General features: G+C 33.7%; 16 protein-coding genes, 1 pseudogene and 1 other annotated feature. Of the genes and pseudogenes, 4 read left to right on the forward strand and 13 right to left on the reverse strand.

Annotated elements, in window-relative coordinates; translation table 11 throughout:
• The first annotated feature begins 6 nt into the window (after window positions 1–6).
• Both ACEPXD_RS18025 and ACEPXD_RS18030 read left to right on the forward strand, forming a co-directional pair.
• On the forward strand, window positions 7–711 hold the full coding sequence (locus tag ACEPXD_RS18025) for a DUF1796 family putative cysteine peptidase (RefSeq protein WP_391118183.1): 705 nt from the start codon (window positions 7–9) through the stop codon (window positions 709–711).
• Entirely contained in the window at window positions 656–1,636 is a 981-nt protein-coding gene (locus tag ACEPXD_RS18030; RefSeq protein ID WP_391118184.1) for a polysaccharide biosynthesis protein, read from the forward strand. Before ACEPXD_RS18025 ends, ACEPXD_RS18030 begins: the two co-directional genes overlap by 56 nt.
• Window positions 1,637–1,681: 45 nt before the next feature.
• On the opposite strand, the gene ACEPXD_RS18035 is transcribed toward ACEPXD_RS18030, so the two are convergent.
• From ACEPXD_RS18035 to ACEPXD_RS18065, 7 genes are all read right to left on the reverse strand, one after another.
• Window positions 1,682–2,566 (reverse strand): DMT family transporter, encoded by an 885-nt coding sequence (locus tag ACEPXD_RS18035; protein ID WP_391118186.1) that lies wholly within the window; start codon window positions 2,564–2,566, stop codon window positions 1,682–1,684.
• Between the two features lie 125 nt (window positions 2,567–2,691).
• Complete coding sequence (locus ACEPXD_RS18040; protein WP_391118188.1) at window positions 2,692–2,880, reverse strand: histidinol-phosphatase; 189 nt, start codon at window positions 2,878–2,880, stop codon at window positions 2,692–2,694.
• A gap of 236 nt (window positions 2,881–3,116) precedes the next feature.
• Window positions 3,117–3,296: a hypothetical protein gene (locus tag ACEPXD_RS18045; protein WP_391118190.1), complete on the reverse strand. Its 180-nt coding sequence runs from the start codon at window positions 3,294–3,296 to the stop codon at window positions 3,117–3,119.
• 305 nt (window positions 3,297–3,601) lie between these two features.
• A complete protein-coding gene (locus ACEPXD_RS18050) occupies window positions 3,602–4,645 on the reverse strand; it encodes a hypothetical protein (RefSeq protein WP_391118192.1) in 1,044 nt (347 codons plus the stop codon).
• Between the two features lie 170 nt (window positions 4,646–4,815).
• On the reverse strand, window positions 4,816–5,766 hold the full coding sequence (locus tag ACEPXD_RS18055) for a hypothetical protein (RefSeq protein WP_391118194.1): 951 nt from the start codon (window positions 5,764–5,766) through the stop codon (window positions 4,816–4,818).
• 69 nt (window positions 5,767–5,835) lie between these two features.
• Window positions 5,836–6,603, reverse strand: a complete 768-nt coding sequence (locus ACEPXD_RS18060) for a hypothetical protein (RefSeq protein ID WP_391118195.1) — start codon at window positions 6,601–6,603, stop codon at window positions 5,836–5,838.
• 44 nt (window positions 6,604–6,647) lie between these two features.
• Window positions 6,648–7,070: a hypothetical protein gene (locus tag ACEPXD_RS18065; RefSeq protein WP_391118197.1), complete on the reverse strand. Its 423-nt coding sequence runs from the start codon at window positions 7,068–7,070 to the stop codon at window positions 6,648–6,650.
• 986 nt (window positions 7,071–8,056) lie between these two features.
• On the opposite strand from ACEPXD_RS18065, the gene ACEPXD_RS18070 reads away from it, so the two are divergent.
• Complete coding sequence (locus ACEPXD_RS18070) at window positions 8,057–9,772, forward strand: methyl-accepting chemotaxis protein (protein WP_391118199.1); 1,716 nt, start codon at window positions 8,057–8,059, stop codon at window positions 9,770–9,772.
• 114 nt (window positions 9,773–9,886) lie between these two features.
• Here ACEPXD_RS18070 and ACEPXD_RS18075 read toward each other — a convergent pair whose 3' ends face one another.
• From ACEPXD_RS18075 to ACEPXD_RS18100, 6 genes and pseudogenes are all read right to left on the reverse strand, one after another.
• The gene (locus ACEPXD_RS18075; RefSeq protein WP_391118201.1) at window positions 9,887–10,504 is read right to left on the reverse strand and encodes a kinase; all 618 of its coding nucleotides are present in this window, start codon (window positions 10,502–10,504) and stop codon (window positions 9,887–9,889) included.
• 3 nt (window positions 10,505–10,507) lie between these two features.
• A complete protein-coding gene (locus ACEPXD_RS18080; protein ID WP_391118203.1) occupies window positions 10,508–11,419 on the reverse strand; it encodes an alpha/beta hydrolase in 912 nt (303 codons plus the stop codon).
• A 2-nt stretch (window positions 11,420–11,421) separates the two neighbouring features.
• Window positions 11,422–11,679 (reverse strand): hypothetical protein, encoded by a 258-nt coding sequence (locus ACEPXD_RS18085; protein WP_391118205.1) that lies wholly within the window; start codon window positions 11,677–11,679, stop codon window positions 11,422–11,424.
• A gap of 57 nt (window positions 11,680–11,736) precedes the next feature.
• Window positions 11,737–11,799, reverse strand: a pseudogene (locus ACEPXD_RS18090) (hypothetical protein); the annotation flags it as partial.
• A gap of 305 nt (window positions 11,800–12,104) precedes the next feature.
• Window positions 12,105–12,638 carry a GNAT family N-acetyltransferase gene (locus ACEPXD_RS18095; protein WP_391118208.1) on the reverse strand — a complete coding sequence of 178 codons (534 nt, stop codon included), beginning with the start codon at window positions 12,636–12,638 and terminating at the stop codon, window positions 12,105–12,107.
• Window positions 12,613–13,203: a GNAT family N-acetyltransferase gene (locus tag ACEPXD_RS18100; RefSeq protein WP_391118209.1), complete on the reverse strand. Its 591-nt coding sequence runs from the start codon at window positions 13,201–13,203 to the stop codon at window positions 12,613–12,615. The genes ACEPXD_RS18095 and ACEPXD_RS18100 overlap by 26 nt, the downstream gene beginning before the upstream one ends.
• Before the next feature lie 233 nt (window positions 13,204–13,436).
• On the opposite strand from ACEPXD_RS18100, the gene ACEPXD_RS18105 reads away from it, so the two are divergent.
• Window positions 13,437–13,979, forward strand: coding sequence for a GNAT family N-acetyltransferase (locus ACEPXD_RS18105; protein WP_391118211.1), 543 nt, complete (start codon window positions 13,437–13,439; stop codon window positions 13,977–13,979).
• Window positions 13,980–14,045: 66 nt separating this feature from the next.
• Window positions 14,046–14,321, forward strand: a binding site (T-box leader).
• The last annotated feature ends 24 nt before the right edge of the window (window positions 14,322–14,345 follow it).

A 14,345-nucleotide genomic window follows, 5' to 3' on the forward strand; every position in this document is an offset into this window, starting at 1 on the left:
GAAACAATGAAATTAAAACAACTTAAAGGAGACTATGATGCAATATTTAGCTTAGGAGATCTTTGCTTAACGTCTATTCAACTTAAAAAACACAATTTGAGATCTTATTCTGGTGTACTGGATTGGGTTGCTAGTCCTACGTTATCATCGGTAAACCAATTGCTAGAAAATAGGTTCATGGGGTTCATGGAGAAAGATAATTTACGAGTATTAGGATATGCAGATTCGTGTATTTGTGTATCAGACGATGGATACAACATCGTTTCGAATCATGATTTTGATAAAAAGACTAATACCCTAGAACATTTAGATTCCTATTTAGAAGTAAAAGAAAAATACGAAAGAAGGATTGAAAGATTTCTTGCTGAGATGGTTGCAGCTAAGCGGATACTATTTATCCGAACAGAAGGGAGCTTCGAGGATACTTTAATCCTACAGGAAGTGTTATCAAAGCTAGTCAAACATGACTTTCGGGTATTAATCATTAATCACACAAAAGTTAAGAGAATGGTAGAAAAGAACTGGCCTCTAGAAAAGGTCTGTTCACTTGAATTTCCAAACTTGGAAATTTGGGAAGGAAATAATGAGTTATGGAATGAGGTGTTAAATGGGATAAGTTTATCAAAAGGAAAACAATTATCTGGGAGGAAAAAAAGTGTTTACAAATTCAACGATATTAGTAACCGGGGGGACAGGCTCATGGGGAAATGAGTTAATCAAACAACTGCTATCTAAGCAACCTAAGAAAATTACGATATTTTCAAGAAATGAAAATAGACAAGTTGTCATGCGGAGAACCTTTCCAGATACAAGAATACAGTTTTGTATCGGCGATATACGAGACAGAGATGCCGTCAGTACCGCTTGTTCTGGAGTAGACTATGTATTTCATTTGGCAGCATTAAAACATGTACCGGTATGTGAAGAAAATCCTATTGAAGCTTTCAAAACAAATGTATTAGGGACATATAATGTCATCGAAGCTTCAATAGAAAACAATGTAAAAAAAGTAATCTATGTATCTACTGATAAAGCAGCTGATCCAGCGAACACCTACGGGATGACAAAAGCGCTTGGTGAGAAATTAATCCTTCATGCAAACCAAAAAAATCCCACTACTAAGTTTTTGTGTATTCGAGGCGGAAACGTATTGGGAAGTAGTGGAAGTGTCTTACCTTTGTTTATGAAACAATTAGAAGAGCAAAACCAAATTATTATCACAGACAGAAGAATGACTCGTTACTTCGTTACTCCTCAACATGCGATAAATACGCTTCTTCAAGCCGCTGAATTAGGAACTGGAGGAGAGGTTTTTGTCATGCATATGAATGCATGTAAAATTCTCGATTTGGCAGAAGTACTCATCGATTATTTCCAAAAGAAAGATGTCGATATTATTGAAATCGGTGCAAGAAATGGCGAAAAAATGCATGAGGTGTTAATAGCTAAAAACGAAGAACCTCTAGCAACTATCTTTAACAAAGATTTAATCCTCATTTCTCCCACTAATTCTAGCGAAGAAAAAACACCTTTACCGACAGTTCTATTAGATACAAAGCAAAGGTTAATGAGCAAAACAGAAATTAAAGAGTTGTTAACTAGCGGAGGATTTTTTGAAGTAATAAATGAAACCTAGACAGCTTCATGCTGTCTAGGTTTTTTAAAATTATTCGCCTCATTATTATTTTTTATTACGTTTTATTTGCTGAGTTAGAAATAAAAATACCCCTAACAACACAAGAATACCGCCTACAATTTGCCAGCCTACAAGCCGCTCTCCTAAGAAAATAGCAGCTAGAATAGTTGCACCCACTGGTTCTCCTAAAATACTCATAGATATAGTCGTCGCATTTACATAATTCATCAACCAGTTATTAATGACATGGGAAATTGTTGGAACTACTGCAAGTAAAACAAAAATACCCCATTCTTTTGAGCCGTAACCTCCTAAGTTAACTTGGGTTGCTAGGTTATAGACAATCAATGCAATTGCCGCAAATCCAAAAACACAAAAACTATAAATCCAATGGGATACTTTTTTGACTACAGTTTGTCCAATTAGTAAATATCCTACAACAACAATCACACTTAAAAAGGAAAGAATATCACCTATTATGGCACTTTTACTTAAACCAAAATCTCCCCAGCCGACCATAACCGCTCCAAATACAGCAATACCCATAGTCATTAAGGCTGATTTAGTTGTTCGTTCTTTAAATAAAATGGCACCACCAATTAAAGAGATGATTGGCTGCAAGGCTAGAATAATCGTAGAACTTGCGACCGTTGTTAACTTTAAAGAACCAAACCAAAGAGCAAAATGTAAAGCTAAAAATAAACCAGATAATAACAGTAGAATCCATTCTTTTCTAGCAATTTTTTTAAACTCATTTCTTTTAAACCATACGATTGGCACTAACAATAAACAAGCTAATACCATGCGATACATACTTAATATAGTTGCTGGCGCATTTGACCATTTAACAAAAATTGCAGCAAAAGATATTGCAACAATGGATATAATTAATGGCAACACAATTGACTTCGATGTATTTCCCTGACTCACATTTTTACCCCGTTCTTATTACTTTATTTCTCTTATAAATATACGTGATAATAGTAGGAATGTGAAATACAAAAACATAGCACTTCCTAAGTTTTTTTAGGAAGTGCTATGTTTAGAGAATTACTTTATAACTGATTATAGTTGTTTTGCTTGTTTCGATCATCATTGTTTTTATTTTTATTTTTATTTTTGTTTGATTCGTTTTGGTTTGTATCATTTAAATTGTCAAAGTTAAAACCTTCACCAAACTCAGTTTGATTTTTTTGATTATTATTGCTGTTGTCATTGTTATTGCGGTTATTCTTGTTAGCCATGAATGTCACCTCCTTGACCATATTAGCTTGGTTCAAATAGAAGCAACTATACTTATTATTTTGCAGATTATTTTTCCATTCTTTTTTCACCGAGATCACCGTTATTGCGATAAATGCATGTGTAAAGTTGACCCCATAATACCAATCTAGATTTATCCACAGTACAGCAGTTACCATTATCCATTTTATTGAAAATGACTTTGTATAAATTTCTTGTTATCACCTTCCATTAACTTTTATTTTTTATTTTCTGGATTAGTGCTTTTAAATGTCATACTTTCAATTTCCATCTTTTTTGCAAACCATTCATTTAGTTCGTTATAGGTCATCCCCGAGTCTGCATTTTGTCTTTTTACTTCATCAATATTTGTACCAACAATTGTGAATTTATCTTGGCTATTTCCCAATAATATCATCTCCTTTTTGTTGATTAGATTGACCTAAATAATATTGGTCATACATTTAAAAGTAAAAGCAAAAGTTTACACGTACAGCTAAAAGTTAAAAACTGTCATAGGGCAACTAATGTTATCGTGAAAGCAACCACTTCTCTATGTAACGAGTTTACTTTGTGTGAGAAGGGAGCAAATGAGCGTTAAGCAGAAAACTGCGCAATTAAAACACTATGAAGACAGGATTTTCCTTCACCCAATTTTGTATACTTTTTTATCTCTTCAAAAAATAAAAAAGCGAATAGAAATATTTTCTACCCGCTTTTTACTTATTTCGCTAAACTTCCAGTGTACTTTAATTCTTCTATTGATAAATGATCTGCTTTACCATCTAAAATAGACTCAACATCCACTAGTGTTTGGGACATAGAAACAGCTTTTCCTTCTTGACCCGTAAATGCTTCTGCAACAAAAAATGTTTGTGTAAAATAGGCTTCTAAACGTTCTCCGCGATTGTATGTTTCCTTCTCTGCGTCGGGAATTTTTTTCATACCATGAACAACTACTATTGAACGTAATTCTCTATATCTACGTAGTAGCTTCTGCGCGCGTTGTCTTAAATTAAAATGACGTTGATTTAAATCTACCCCTTCAATAATGGATGACGTGGAATAGATTGGATGAATCGCTGGGTATAGATGGCGTGTAGATAGGTCTGCATCCAATTGCCAAACCGTTTCTAAAGGACCGTATGGCATATCTTCATCCACTACTTCTCCCGAGAGATCCAATAAAATAGTTGTGATGTTATCCATGCTTTCGGACACTAACTTTTCTTGTAGATCTAGAAGCTCACCAGACACTATATAACTCTTATCCGTGATAAAAATAATATCCCCGGATAGCTCTGACAATTTTGCAAACGTTTCGTTAACAGACTTTGTAACATAGTCTGCTAATTCTGTCGTTCCATCCAACTCGCTATACTCAGTTGTTGGTAATAAAAAGACTGTCGTGTAATCAGTTTCTTTAAATCGATGCATTAGTTCAGCAAGAATAACCAGTTGCCCCATACCTGGACGAGCAACTATTCCAGTTGTCCCTCCTTTTACTAGTGGTGCAAAGAAATCCAACGTTTTAATTTGCGTTTCAATCATGTTCAACTTCTCCCCTCGTATGATTAATTCATCCACCGTACAATTCGCAAGCGTTGCAAGACCAACAAGTGTTTTTACTTCCGCTTTTCCTAAATCAATTTTCCCCGTGCATAAATTAGAGACTGTTGCTGGGCGAATTCCAATCGATTTAGCTGCGGTCGTTAAATTTGGTACCTTTCTTCGCAGTAATGCTACGTTCAATCTAATTTCATCCATGTCATTCATCTCCCCCTTACTCTTAATAGTAATTTATTTTACGTTCTGATGCAACGTTTTTTCTTTATAACGTAAAAATAATTACTTTATAAATAAATTTAAACAAAATAAAAGCACCAAGTTCCTACACAATCTATGATTGTTGCGGAAGCTGGTGCTTCATATTCCCATTATTTTTTTATTGTGCCGAGTGATTTGTTCAGTAAATACATCACTTTTTCATTAAATTGCGCTGGCGCTACTCGAGTCATTTCTTCAATTGTTTTGTATTGAATCTGATAGAACTCCGGATGATTTTCGATACCTACTAAAATACTGTTTAATATTCCCCTCGCTCTTTGATTCATCAATATATCAGAAAAAGTGCTATCTATTGAAAATACATCTCCAGTTATAGAAAGCTCCTCTACCATTACGTTTTGAAGGTTAGGCATTTTAAACCAATTAGCAACAGAGTAAATATCTACTAAAACCGGTTCCGGAGTACTGGCAACTGATAATTCTGATTTAGGTTCTGAAGGTTGGGTTGGCTCAGAATTTACTTCTTTCTTTGGAGCATGGTCGCCGCTTTCTTCACTTTCAGGTGCAGGAGTAACTTCTGGATTTAGTGTAGGAGTCGGTATGACTGGCTCTTGAGTTGTCACCTCTGGCATAGGTATTGGAATTAGTTTCAATTCCACGGATTGGCCATCCATGAGTGCTTTCGCTTGATTAATAATCGCATCCAAGTTAGCTGAAATTGCAGCTTCTTGTTCACTATTATCTATTTTCATCCCAGCTCTTAGGTTGCTTGCGTATTGTTGTAATGCCTCGATTCTATTTTGCTTCTGCTCAGTTGTAAAAGTAGCAAGCTGTTCTTGTGCAACTTGCATTTCGGTTTGCAGTTGATCTTTCAATTGACTCATGAGTATTTCTCTTTCAGTACCTATTGCCTCATCGATTTCTTTTAAGGAAGCTTCTTGTTTTTTCGAAAACCAATTGGCCATTAATAGTTGAACATCTACATCTGCTAATGCAGTTTTCACTCCTCCACCAAGGCCAATACACAAACTAAGAGCCCCGATTATAATCGTTGCTTTTTTAAACGGTTTTCTCTTATATTTTTCTAATCTACTTAACATGTTTATACCTCCAATTAGAAGAATAAAGACCTCGAGTATGAGGTCCTTATTGAGTATTTATAGAGATTATTAAATGCCGTTTACAATAGTTTGTAATTGATCTTTAGCATCTTTTTCAAGTCTTTTTGCTTCTTTAATAATTAGTTCCTGTTGTTTAGTAACTAATTTATTTCTTAGTTCAACAATCGCTGCTCTTACTTCAATAGTTTTAGCATTAATTGCTGCCACAATCTCACCTTTTGTTAAACCACTTTTCTTTTGCAACTCGCTTGAAAGTGAACCTTGAGCTTCGTTAATTGCAGCTTTTAGATCAATAACAGCTTGTTCCGTTGTTGCAGTTAATTCTGTATTTAAATTTCCAATAGCAGTATTCCCTAATCCTTCAGTGAATCCAGGTAATTCTTGTTTAGCATTATTTAACGCTTCATTACCAGTTCTTCGAATGAGTTTATCTGCATCTTGGAAAATTTTATCAAATTGACTGGCCATTAAATCTGAAATTTCTTCTTTCTTCTGATCAACTAATGTGATGTGTTTTTGAGCTTCAGTTTTAATAGAAGTTTCCTTTTCCGAGATTTCCGCCAACTCAGTAGTTTTAATACGGTCAGTTGCTACCTTTTTTCTGTCACTATATATTTTACCTAAATCTGTATTAAAAGCATCTACTTTCGTTGTAGTGTCTTGTTCAACAGCAGATTTTTCACTCGCAAATGCCGAATTATACCAATTCTGCAACTTCGCCCCTGCATCTAGAGCTCCAAATGCTACTCCTGAACCTGCGAATAATGTTACCGCTACTGTACCTGCTACTACTTTACCTTTAATTGTTTTAATCATTTTAATATCTCCCTTTGATTTTATAATTTTGAATGGATAAGTCCTTAATTACCAAATACCTCTTTTAATACTTCTTCGATGTCTTGATCGATTTCGTCTTCAATTTTTTCTTCGTCAACATAATTATTAAGGTTCACTTTTTTAAGCTCGGTAACTGCTTGGTCTAACTGACTTTTAGAGTTCTGTTTATAACCCTTAATACCAGTCCTAGCTTCTTTTATCTGATTATCAATAATAGCTACAATTGTAGACTCAAAACTTTCCAATGACTCTAATAGAAAAGTATTTACCTCTTCAAAAGTTTTCTCGATATCAGATGGAACAAGTTTACTTTGATTTCCACTCTCCTTCTGAAATGATTGTCCATACCATTTAGAAAGGGAGTTTTGTGGAAGACCACTCGCATAAATGGTGCTGGAGCTTTGTAATACTATAAATACTAAAATAATTCCTAGAATCTTTTTCATTGATAGCACCCCTTTCTAACTGCTCTGAACTATCCTCTCCAAGTATGTGATAATTTATAACTATTTTTTTAAAATATTATCCCTCCAATTAGTTATATAGTTTATATTTTCTTTCACTTCCAATTAACATCTACTCGATTAGTAACAGAAGATTAACATAATCATACTTTTTCTGAATTAGATTACAACGGTTTCTCTATAACTTCTGTTTTTTCTACAATCAAAGTCATTATTTGTTTTTTTACGACTTACATAACAAGTCAAAAGTCCACTTCATTCCCTACATTTCTTAACACTTTTAATCTATCTGTGTAAAATGACACAAAAAACCAAAGGAAAAAACATATCTTTTAGGATACACAATTCGTTATACCTATACAGATTAATCTGTTTAAACTTTCTTCTATCTCATTTTTGCATCTAATTTTATTTCTTATCTAATAATATTCAAATATTAAACAGCATTATTTTCTCCTATCTATTTATTTCTCTCATAATATTAAATAGTGCTCACGTTTAACAAAATTGTAATTAGTACAATAATGCCTATAATTTTATATCCAAACTTTTCCGTTTTTATAATTAACAAAACCCTTTTGTTATGGTGAATAAACACAAAAAAGCACATACCAACTTATGGTGTGTGCTAAAAGAAATTTCATGAATTGTCGATTAACCCATATTATCCCATCATTCGAATATCCTTCTATTTAATAATAAACAATTTAGCGGAAGGCTATTTATAGCCTAATTGAGTGCCGTATATATCCACAGATAATTCCATTAAATTACCATAAAAAACTTTATTGGCAGACTTATGGATTAGTGATATAGTTATTTTGTCCAATATTCACTTATATCCGAAACTTTAAAATTGATAAAAAAGTATTAATAATACAGAAAATTAACTCAATAATTCTAAGTTAAAATTCGTTGGACCTTCTGTAAAGTTTGAAATTACATAAAATAATAGGTGGGTGTCATTAATGAAGTGGATTAAAAATTTGAGAATTACAAAGAAAATGTTTCTACTTACTTCCATTACAACTATAGGTTTATTACTTATTGGCGGAATTAGTCTATGGCAAATAAACAAATTAAGTAACAACATAGAAAGTGTATATCATTGGAATGTAGTCCCGATCGAAATTGTATCTAATATGAAATCGAACCAGCAAAATATTAATACTGCGGTTTTAGAATTAATAATTTCTAAAGATAATACAAAAAAGCAAGAGTTACTTTCGAAGATAAATACAGAGCAACAAAATATTGATCAATTAAGAGGACAATATAATGCGAATATCCCTGTAGTCATACAAATGTTTGAATCATTCGATAATCTAAGAAAGAATTATCAAAATCAGTTAAACGATATAATTGAATTAACAAAACAAAATAAAAGCGATAACGCTTATGGAGTTTACTTAAAACAACTAGAGCCCACTGCTATTCAATTAATGGATGTAAATTCGAATCTCATTACATTTAATAGTGATTATGCAGAAGACTTCTATAAATCAAACAAAAAAGATGCTTTAGCTTCTATTACGTTACAAGTTTCCATCATTGCTATAGCTATTGTGTTATCAGTTCTAATTAGCTGGGTAATTACAAATTTAATCGTCCGCCCTGTCAATGAAATGAAATCATTAATGCTTGAAGCGGAAAATGGGGATTTAACTGTTCAAAGCATCTATCAATCGAAAGATGAAATAGGTGTACTTGCTGTTTCCTTTAATGAAATGGTGTTTCATTTAAAAGAACTAATTAAAAAAGTACGTGAATCTTCTGAACAAGTCGCCGCTTCTTCAGAGGAGCTTACGGCAAGTGCTGAGCAAACAAATCATGCTGCTGAGCATATTGCAGAGTCTAGTATGGAATTAGCAACGGGATCTGACAGTTCTTTGAAGGGAACAGAAGATGCTTCTCTGTCTGTCAGAGAAATGGAAACAAATATTATGAATATTTCAGAGTCAATTTCCAGTGTTTCAAACAATTCTAAAGTGACCTCTTTGGAATCAGAAAAAGGAAATGAAGCTATTAAAAATACGATTCAACAAATGAACACTGTAAATGAATCAGTTCTGCATTCCGCTAATATTATTAAGTCATTAGGAGTTCGCTCAGGAGAAATTGAAAAAATTGTTGGTGTTATTTCGGATATATCGGAACAAACAAATTTATTGGCACTTAATGCAGCAATTGAGGCCGCACGTGCTGGTGAACACGGTAAAGGATTTGCTGTAGTAGCAGATGAAGTTAGAAAATTAGCGGAAGAATCGAGAAAGTCAGCTGATCATATCACTTCCTTAATCCGCGATATTCAAGGAAACACTAATAACGCTGTGAGTTCAATGGAAAAATGTACTGAAGATGTAGAAACAGGCATGTTGTTGGTCAATGATACAGGTGAATCATTCGAAAAAATTTATCATTCAGCTAGTGAAGTTTCTAGACAAATGGAAGAAGTCTCTGCTTCAATTGGAAGTATTACCGAGAATGCCAAATCACTGGCATATCATATAACGGAAGTATCCAAAACTGCAGAAAAAGCTGTTTTAAACACGCAAAACGTCGCTTCAAGTGCAGAAGAACAACTAGCTACAATGGAAGAAATATCTGCATCCTCTGATAACCTGGCGAATATGGCGGAGGAACTACAAAAAATGGTTATCTCATTTAAGGTAACAAAAGACTAATACAGTTGAAAAAAGAAAATCAAGATCCTAAATTACTCGTACCAAAACAAAACTCGAACCACAATGATTTTAATCAAAACGAACTCCTAATCCTAATGGATGCGAGTTCGTTTTTTATAGATTACTTATAATAATATCTGATTTCTTGAGAGGGTCTACTTCAATTAAATAGAATTCCTCTCCCTTCCAATATCTTCGTTCATATTTATTCAATCGATCATTCATATCACCTATGTATGCATCTCTCTGCAAAACTCTGTGGTAACGTACATCTTTGGGACAATCCAAGAAAATCATATAATCAAAATAAGCTCTCCACTCTTTTCTTTGTAGAAAGATTCCTTCAATGAATATTAAGGTGATTTGTTCTAAGTCGATCCATTTCGAATAGCATTGATCCTGTTCCCTATCATATAACTTTAAATTAATTGGATTTACCTTTTCGTGAGCTGCTTTAAAAAGATTGTTTTTTATATATTGTACATCCCATTGTAACTTGTAATATTCAAACCACTCCGGATGACCTGTATTGTATCTTTTCGCTCTCTCTTCGAGTAAATCATCAATATGGATTACTACTATTTTATATCCTTCGTTCATCAACTCTGTTTTTACTTTTTCCGTTATTGACGTTTTGCCTGCACCACTTAATCCATCCAGACCCACAATATGAGGTCGATCAATCCTCTGTAATTGTTTAATTCCTTCTATAATATTTTGAAAAAATTGCATAAGTTAATTTCCACCACTTTCTTTTATCAACTTAGTGATACTATCTATTATTATTTTTGGATCTTCCAGATGCACTGAATGCCCTGTTTTTGTTTGAATATGTGTGGTTCTAGTTGTTAGTTTCGATAAAAGTAATTGTTGTTGTTTCCATTGTTCTGAGGGATTTACAGCACTTATCACCATAATAGGTAAATCATCACATATAGGTTTCGATTCGTGTAATTGGTTTGCAGATAGATAGCTATTTGCATATTCTCGGTAAATTGACTTAAATGCACCTAAAGTATAGCCAACATACTTTAAATGTTTATCATACTCTTTTGCTAAAAATTTTCGACCAACTTTCTGTTTTAATATCCTTGGCAGCCCCATTAATGATGTTACATAACCAAACGTAACAAGCATTTTAAATTGTTTGTTTTGATTGCTGGAAATATACTGATTTTCATGAACCGCATCTTCTAATAGTAAGCCTGCAACATCGTCTGGATACATACTAACAAACAATCTCATGGTAAGTCCTCCAAATGAATGTCCTACTAATATATATGGTGGTTTAATATTTAACTTCTCTAATACTTCTTTTAATTCTTCTACACTATCAAGCGCTGTTAGTGTCTTCCTCTTCGTTCGACTCCACCCATAGTCCCCTCTGTCATATGAAAGTACTCTAGCAATTTTTGAAATCTCTGGCTGTACGAAACACCAGTCAATGGAAGTAGACCCTAGTCCCGCTTCTAAAACGACGGTAACATCTCCGTCACCTGTTACAATAGCGTGTACTTCCGAATGCTTTGTTTGTATAATTTGGCCAGGTGGAGCAACTTTATTTATTTGATTCATCGCTAAATTCCAAGCAGTTAATGGAAATGCAAGAACTCCTAATATATTTCTTGTAATCGTCGCTAGTTTCATCCCTAGTCCCCCAGATTCTCTATATATTCAATAGCATTATGAGTAGATTCAATCAATGATTGGTCACCTTTTGTTAGCCTTATCTTCATCGCTTTTTGAAAATAGTTTAAAGTTGCATCGCTTTGTCCTAATTCTAATAGGCATTTCCCTTTATGCTGGAAACCAAAATCTAAGAACACAACTTTAAAATCATAACTGCATAGTTTTATTGCTTCATCAAATTTGTTGGGCGATTCAACGTGTTGTCCGTTGTACTTCAATGCTTCACCTAAACGAATTAAATTATTTATCTGTTTATTTCCATCACTTAATTCAATTGCTTTTTCAAGGTTCTCTATTGCCAGCAGTGTTTTACTTAGTATTCTATATAAGTTTCCTATATTGCCGTATAAAAAAAATTATCATCTTTAGTAGCTAATTCCTTCGTTAATAGTGAATCTTTCGCTACTTCAAACTTAAGGATGGTTTCCCTAAGCAGATTATCATTCGAAAATTTTTCACGAAGGTAGTTATTATCATCAAAATAAAAGAATTGGTTCAGTTTCAATAAATCCAATTTTAATTCTTCAATATTTATCTATTTTCACCCTTCATTTTTTGGTTTGAAAAAGCTTCTACGGTCAAAAACTAATCTATACGGTCACATTTTTTTCTATTCGGCCACAAAATAAACTAGTTCTTCATTTCATATTTTCGTCCATTCCATTAACGAGTAGTTATTTTCTAAACTTCTCACTTTTCGGAACTCACATTTTTCATAGCATTTTATCGCTCTTACATTTGTATTTTTCACGTCTAATATCACTCTATGAGCTTCTTCCTTTAGGCTAATATATTCTAAGAGCATCTCTATCATATTTGGCCCAATTCCCTTTCCCCATAAATTTGTTTCACCGATAAACTGATCGATTCCAACTATTTTTTCATTTTCTAAATAGCCATACGCCATTGTTTGAGCTTCGGGTATTGGATAATATTGCATAAAGCCTATTGGTGTGTTTTGAAATTCCACTATACAAGGTTTAACAGAATGGTTGCCTTCAATTCTAGGAGCATATTTTATTATTACTTGTTCCAAAGTAAGCTCTGGACCATAATATTCTAATACCTTTTCATCACTCAGCCATTTCGCCATTAATATATAGTCATCTTCATTCATTGGTCTAATTAAAATATCATTCTTATTTAACATATTAAATTCCATAGTAGTGTTTTTCATAGCAAACACATTCATGAATTCGTTTAAACTTTGCTTTCAACTGATCTATGTCTTCTCCTACATAATGAGCAAAAACAGTAGATAGATACAATTTTGGTATTTCCGTCTCTATGACACCATTTAATTCAGATCCTTCCATAAACACATGGTAATAAGAATCGACTTTTAAAAACTGATTTTTCTCGTACCAATTATTAACCCACTCGTCGTCTCGAGTCCATGCTTCTAATCGGTTTAACCCTAATTGAATTGCTTGCTTTTCAACTTCTTTCAATAAAGCTTCACCAATTCCTCGACGTCGATAATCTGGATGCACAGCAATATGCCAAACCATACCACCTAATCCTTCCCCCCTTGAGCAAACTGTTCTCTCCTTTACCTCATATTCCACGTCAATTAAGCCAACTATTAAACCATCTATTTCGACTACTAATTCAATTGCTTGATATTCATACTTCTCTTTTTTATTTAAAACATTTTCGTAATATGCCGTGTCTAAAAAAGCTAAAGTCCTACAGCGTACCCAACCCACTTCATCCTTGCTGCAGTAAGGTCTAATCATCATATTTTCTAATCCCCACTTTTCTATTTTAAGTATATTAGTTCCATCTCTTATGAATTCGCCAGTTGTTGATTATTCCCTTTTTTAAATATTCCATTATAATTAGATTTATCTAATTATGAGGAGTGATATAAATGAAAAACTTATTAATGGTGATTGAAAAGTAAAAAGCATATGCCATCTCTTTTCAATCCAATGCGCTTATTTTAAAACTATGGAATGAAAAGAGGAATTTGATGTACTATCAAGATCAAGAGTTAATCATTCGACCAATACAACATGAAGATTTACCTAGACTATGGGAATTAGCTTTTAAGGATGAAGCGCCTGAATGGAAAAAGTGGGATGCACCTTACTATGAGCATAAAGCGATACCATATGACGTATTTATGGAAAAGGCGGAATCATACGTTGCACGAGATAATTTCTGGGCAATTGAAGTGGCTGGTATAATCTGCGGAATTGTTTCATACTATTGGGAACATGAACCTTCCAAATGGCTTGAAGTGGGAATTGTATTTCATGAAGCACCGAGCTGGGGAAAAGGTTTAGGAACACGGGCTTTAAAACTGTGGATAGAGCATTTGTTTAATACAATGCCACTCGTTCGTGTTGGATATACGACATGGTCTGGTAATGATCGCATGATTAGTGTTGGTGAAAAGCTAGGAATGACAATGGAAGCACGTATACGAAAAGTACGTTTTTATAATGGTAATTACTATGATTCAATCCGGATGGGTATTTTGCGTGAAGAGTGGGAAATGTTAAAAGTCTAATAGGAAAACTAATTCACAATAAACACTTGACAGTATTTAGAATTGGGTGTAAATTCACTATTATAAGTTAAAGCGATGAAGAGAAAAAGTAAAATGGTAGGATTTCTTTGAAGAGAGCTTTGGTAGCTGAAAAGAAGCAGAAAAACTCCGTTTGAACAATGGCCTCTGAGCTCTACATTGAACACGCAAATTATTTGCGCTTGAGATGTAAGCGGGATTTGGTACCCGTTATCAATACCACAGTTTAGAATTCATCTGGATAGAATTCTGTACTTGCTGAGGTCGCTTATGTGAGTAAGTGACGAATAAAGGTGGTAACACGAGTATATTCTCGTCCTTTTCAATCTAAATGGTTGAGGAGGACGG

This window comes from Psychrobacillus sp. L3 (genome assembly GCF_042945595.1).
Classification (GTDB): Bacteria; Bacillota; Bacilli; order Bacillales_A; family Planococcaceae; genus Psychrobacillus.

What these genes read in the sequence shown, in the direction of transcription:
- ACEPXD_RS18025 (WP_391118183.1), top strand. Translation starts at nt 7, where the DNA reads ATGAAATTAAAACAACTTAAAGGAGACTATGATGCAATATTTAGCTTA.
- ACEPXD_RS18040 (WP_391118188.1), bottom strand. Translation starts at nt 2,880, where the DNA reads ATGGCTAACAAGAATAACCGCAATAACAATGACAACAGCAATAATAAT.
- ACEPXD_RS18045 (WP_391118190.1), bottom strand. Translation starts at nt 3,296, where the DNA reads ATGATATTATTGGGAAATAGCCAAGATAAATTCACAATTGTTGGTACA.
- ACEPXD_RS18050 (WP_391118192.1), bottom strand. Translation starts at nt 4,645, where the DNA reads ATGGATGAAATTAGATTGAACGTAGCATTACTGCGAAGAAAGGTACCA.
- ACEPXD_RS18055 (WP_391118194.1), bottom strand. Translation starts at nt 5,766, where the DNA reads ATGTTAAGTAGATTAGAAAAATATAAGAGAAAACCGTTTAAAAAAGCA.
- ACEPXD_RS18060 (WP_391118195.1), bottom strand. Translation starts at nt 6,603, where the DNA reads ATGATTAAAACAATTAAAGGTAAAGTAGTAGCAGGTACAGTAGCGGTA.
- ACEPXD_RS18065 (WP_391118197.1), bottom strand. Translation starts at nt 7,070, where the DNA reads ATGAAAAAGATTCTAGGAATTATTTTAGTATTTATAGTATTACAAAGC.
- ACEPXD_RS18070 (WP_391118199.1), top strand. Translation starts at nt 8,057, where the DNA reads ATGAAGTGGATTAAAAATTTGAGAATTACAAAGAAAATGTTTCTACTT.
- ACEPXD_RS18075 (WP_391118201.1), bottom strand. Translation starts at nt 10,504, where the DNA reads ATGCAATTTTTTCAAAATATTATAGAAGGAATTAAACAATTACAGAGG.
- ACEPXD_RS18080 (WP_391118203.1), bottom strand. Translation starts at nt 11,419, where the DNA reads ATGAAACTAGCGACGATTACAAGAAATATATTAGGAGTTCTTGCATTT.
- ACEPXD_RS18095 (WP_391118208.1), bottom strand. Translation starts at nt 12,638, where the DNA reads ATGAAAAACACTACTATGGAATTTAATATGTTAAATAAGAATGATATT.
- ACEPXD_RS18100 (WP_391118209.1), bottom strand. Translation starts at nt 13,203, where the DNA reads ATGATGATTAGACCTTACTGCAGCAAGGATGAAGTGGGTTGGGTACGC.
- ACEPXD_RS18105 (WP_391118211.1), top strand. Translation starts at nt 13,437, where the DNA reads ATGTACTATCAAGATCAAGAGTTAATCATTCGACCAATACAACATGAA.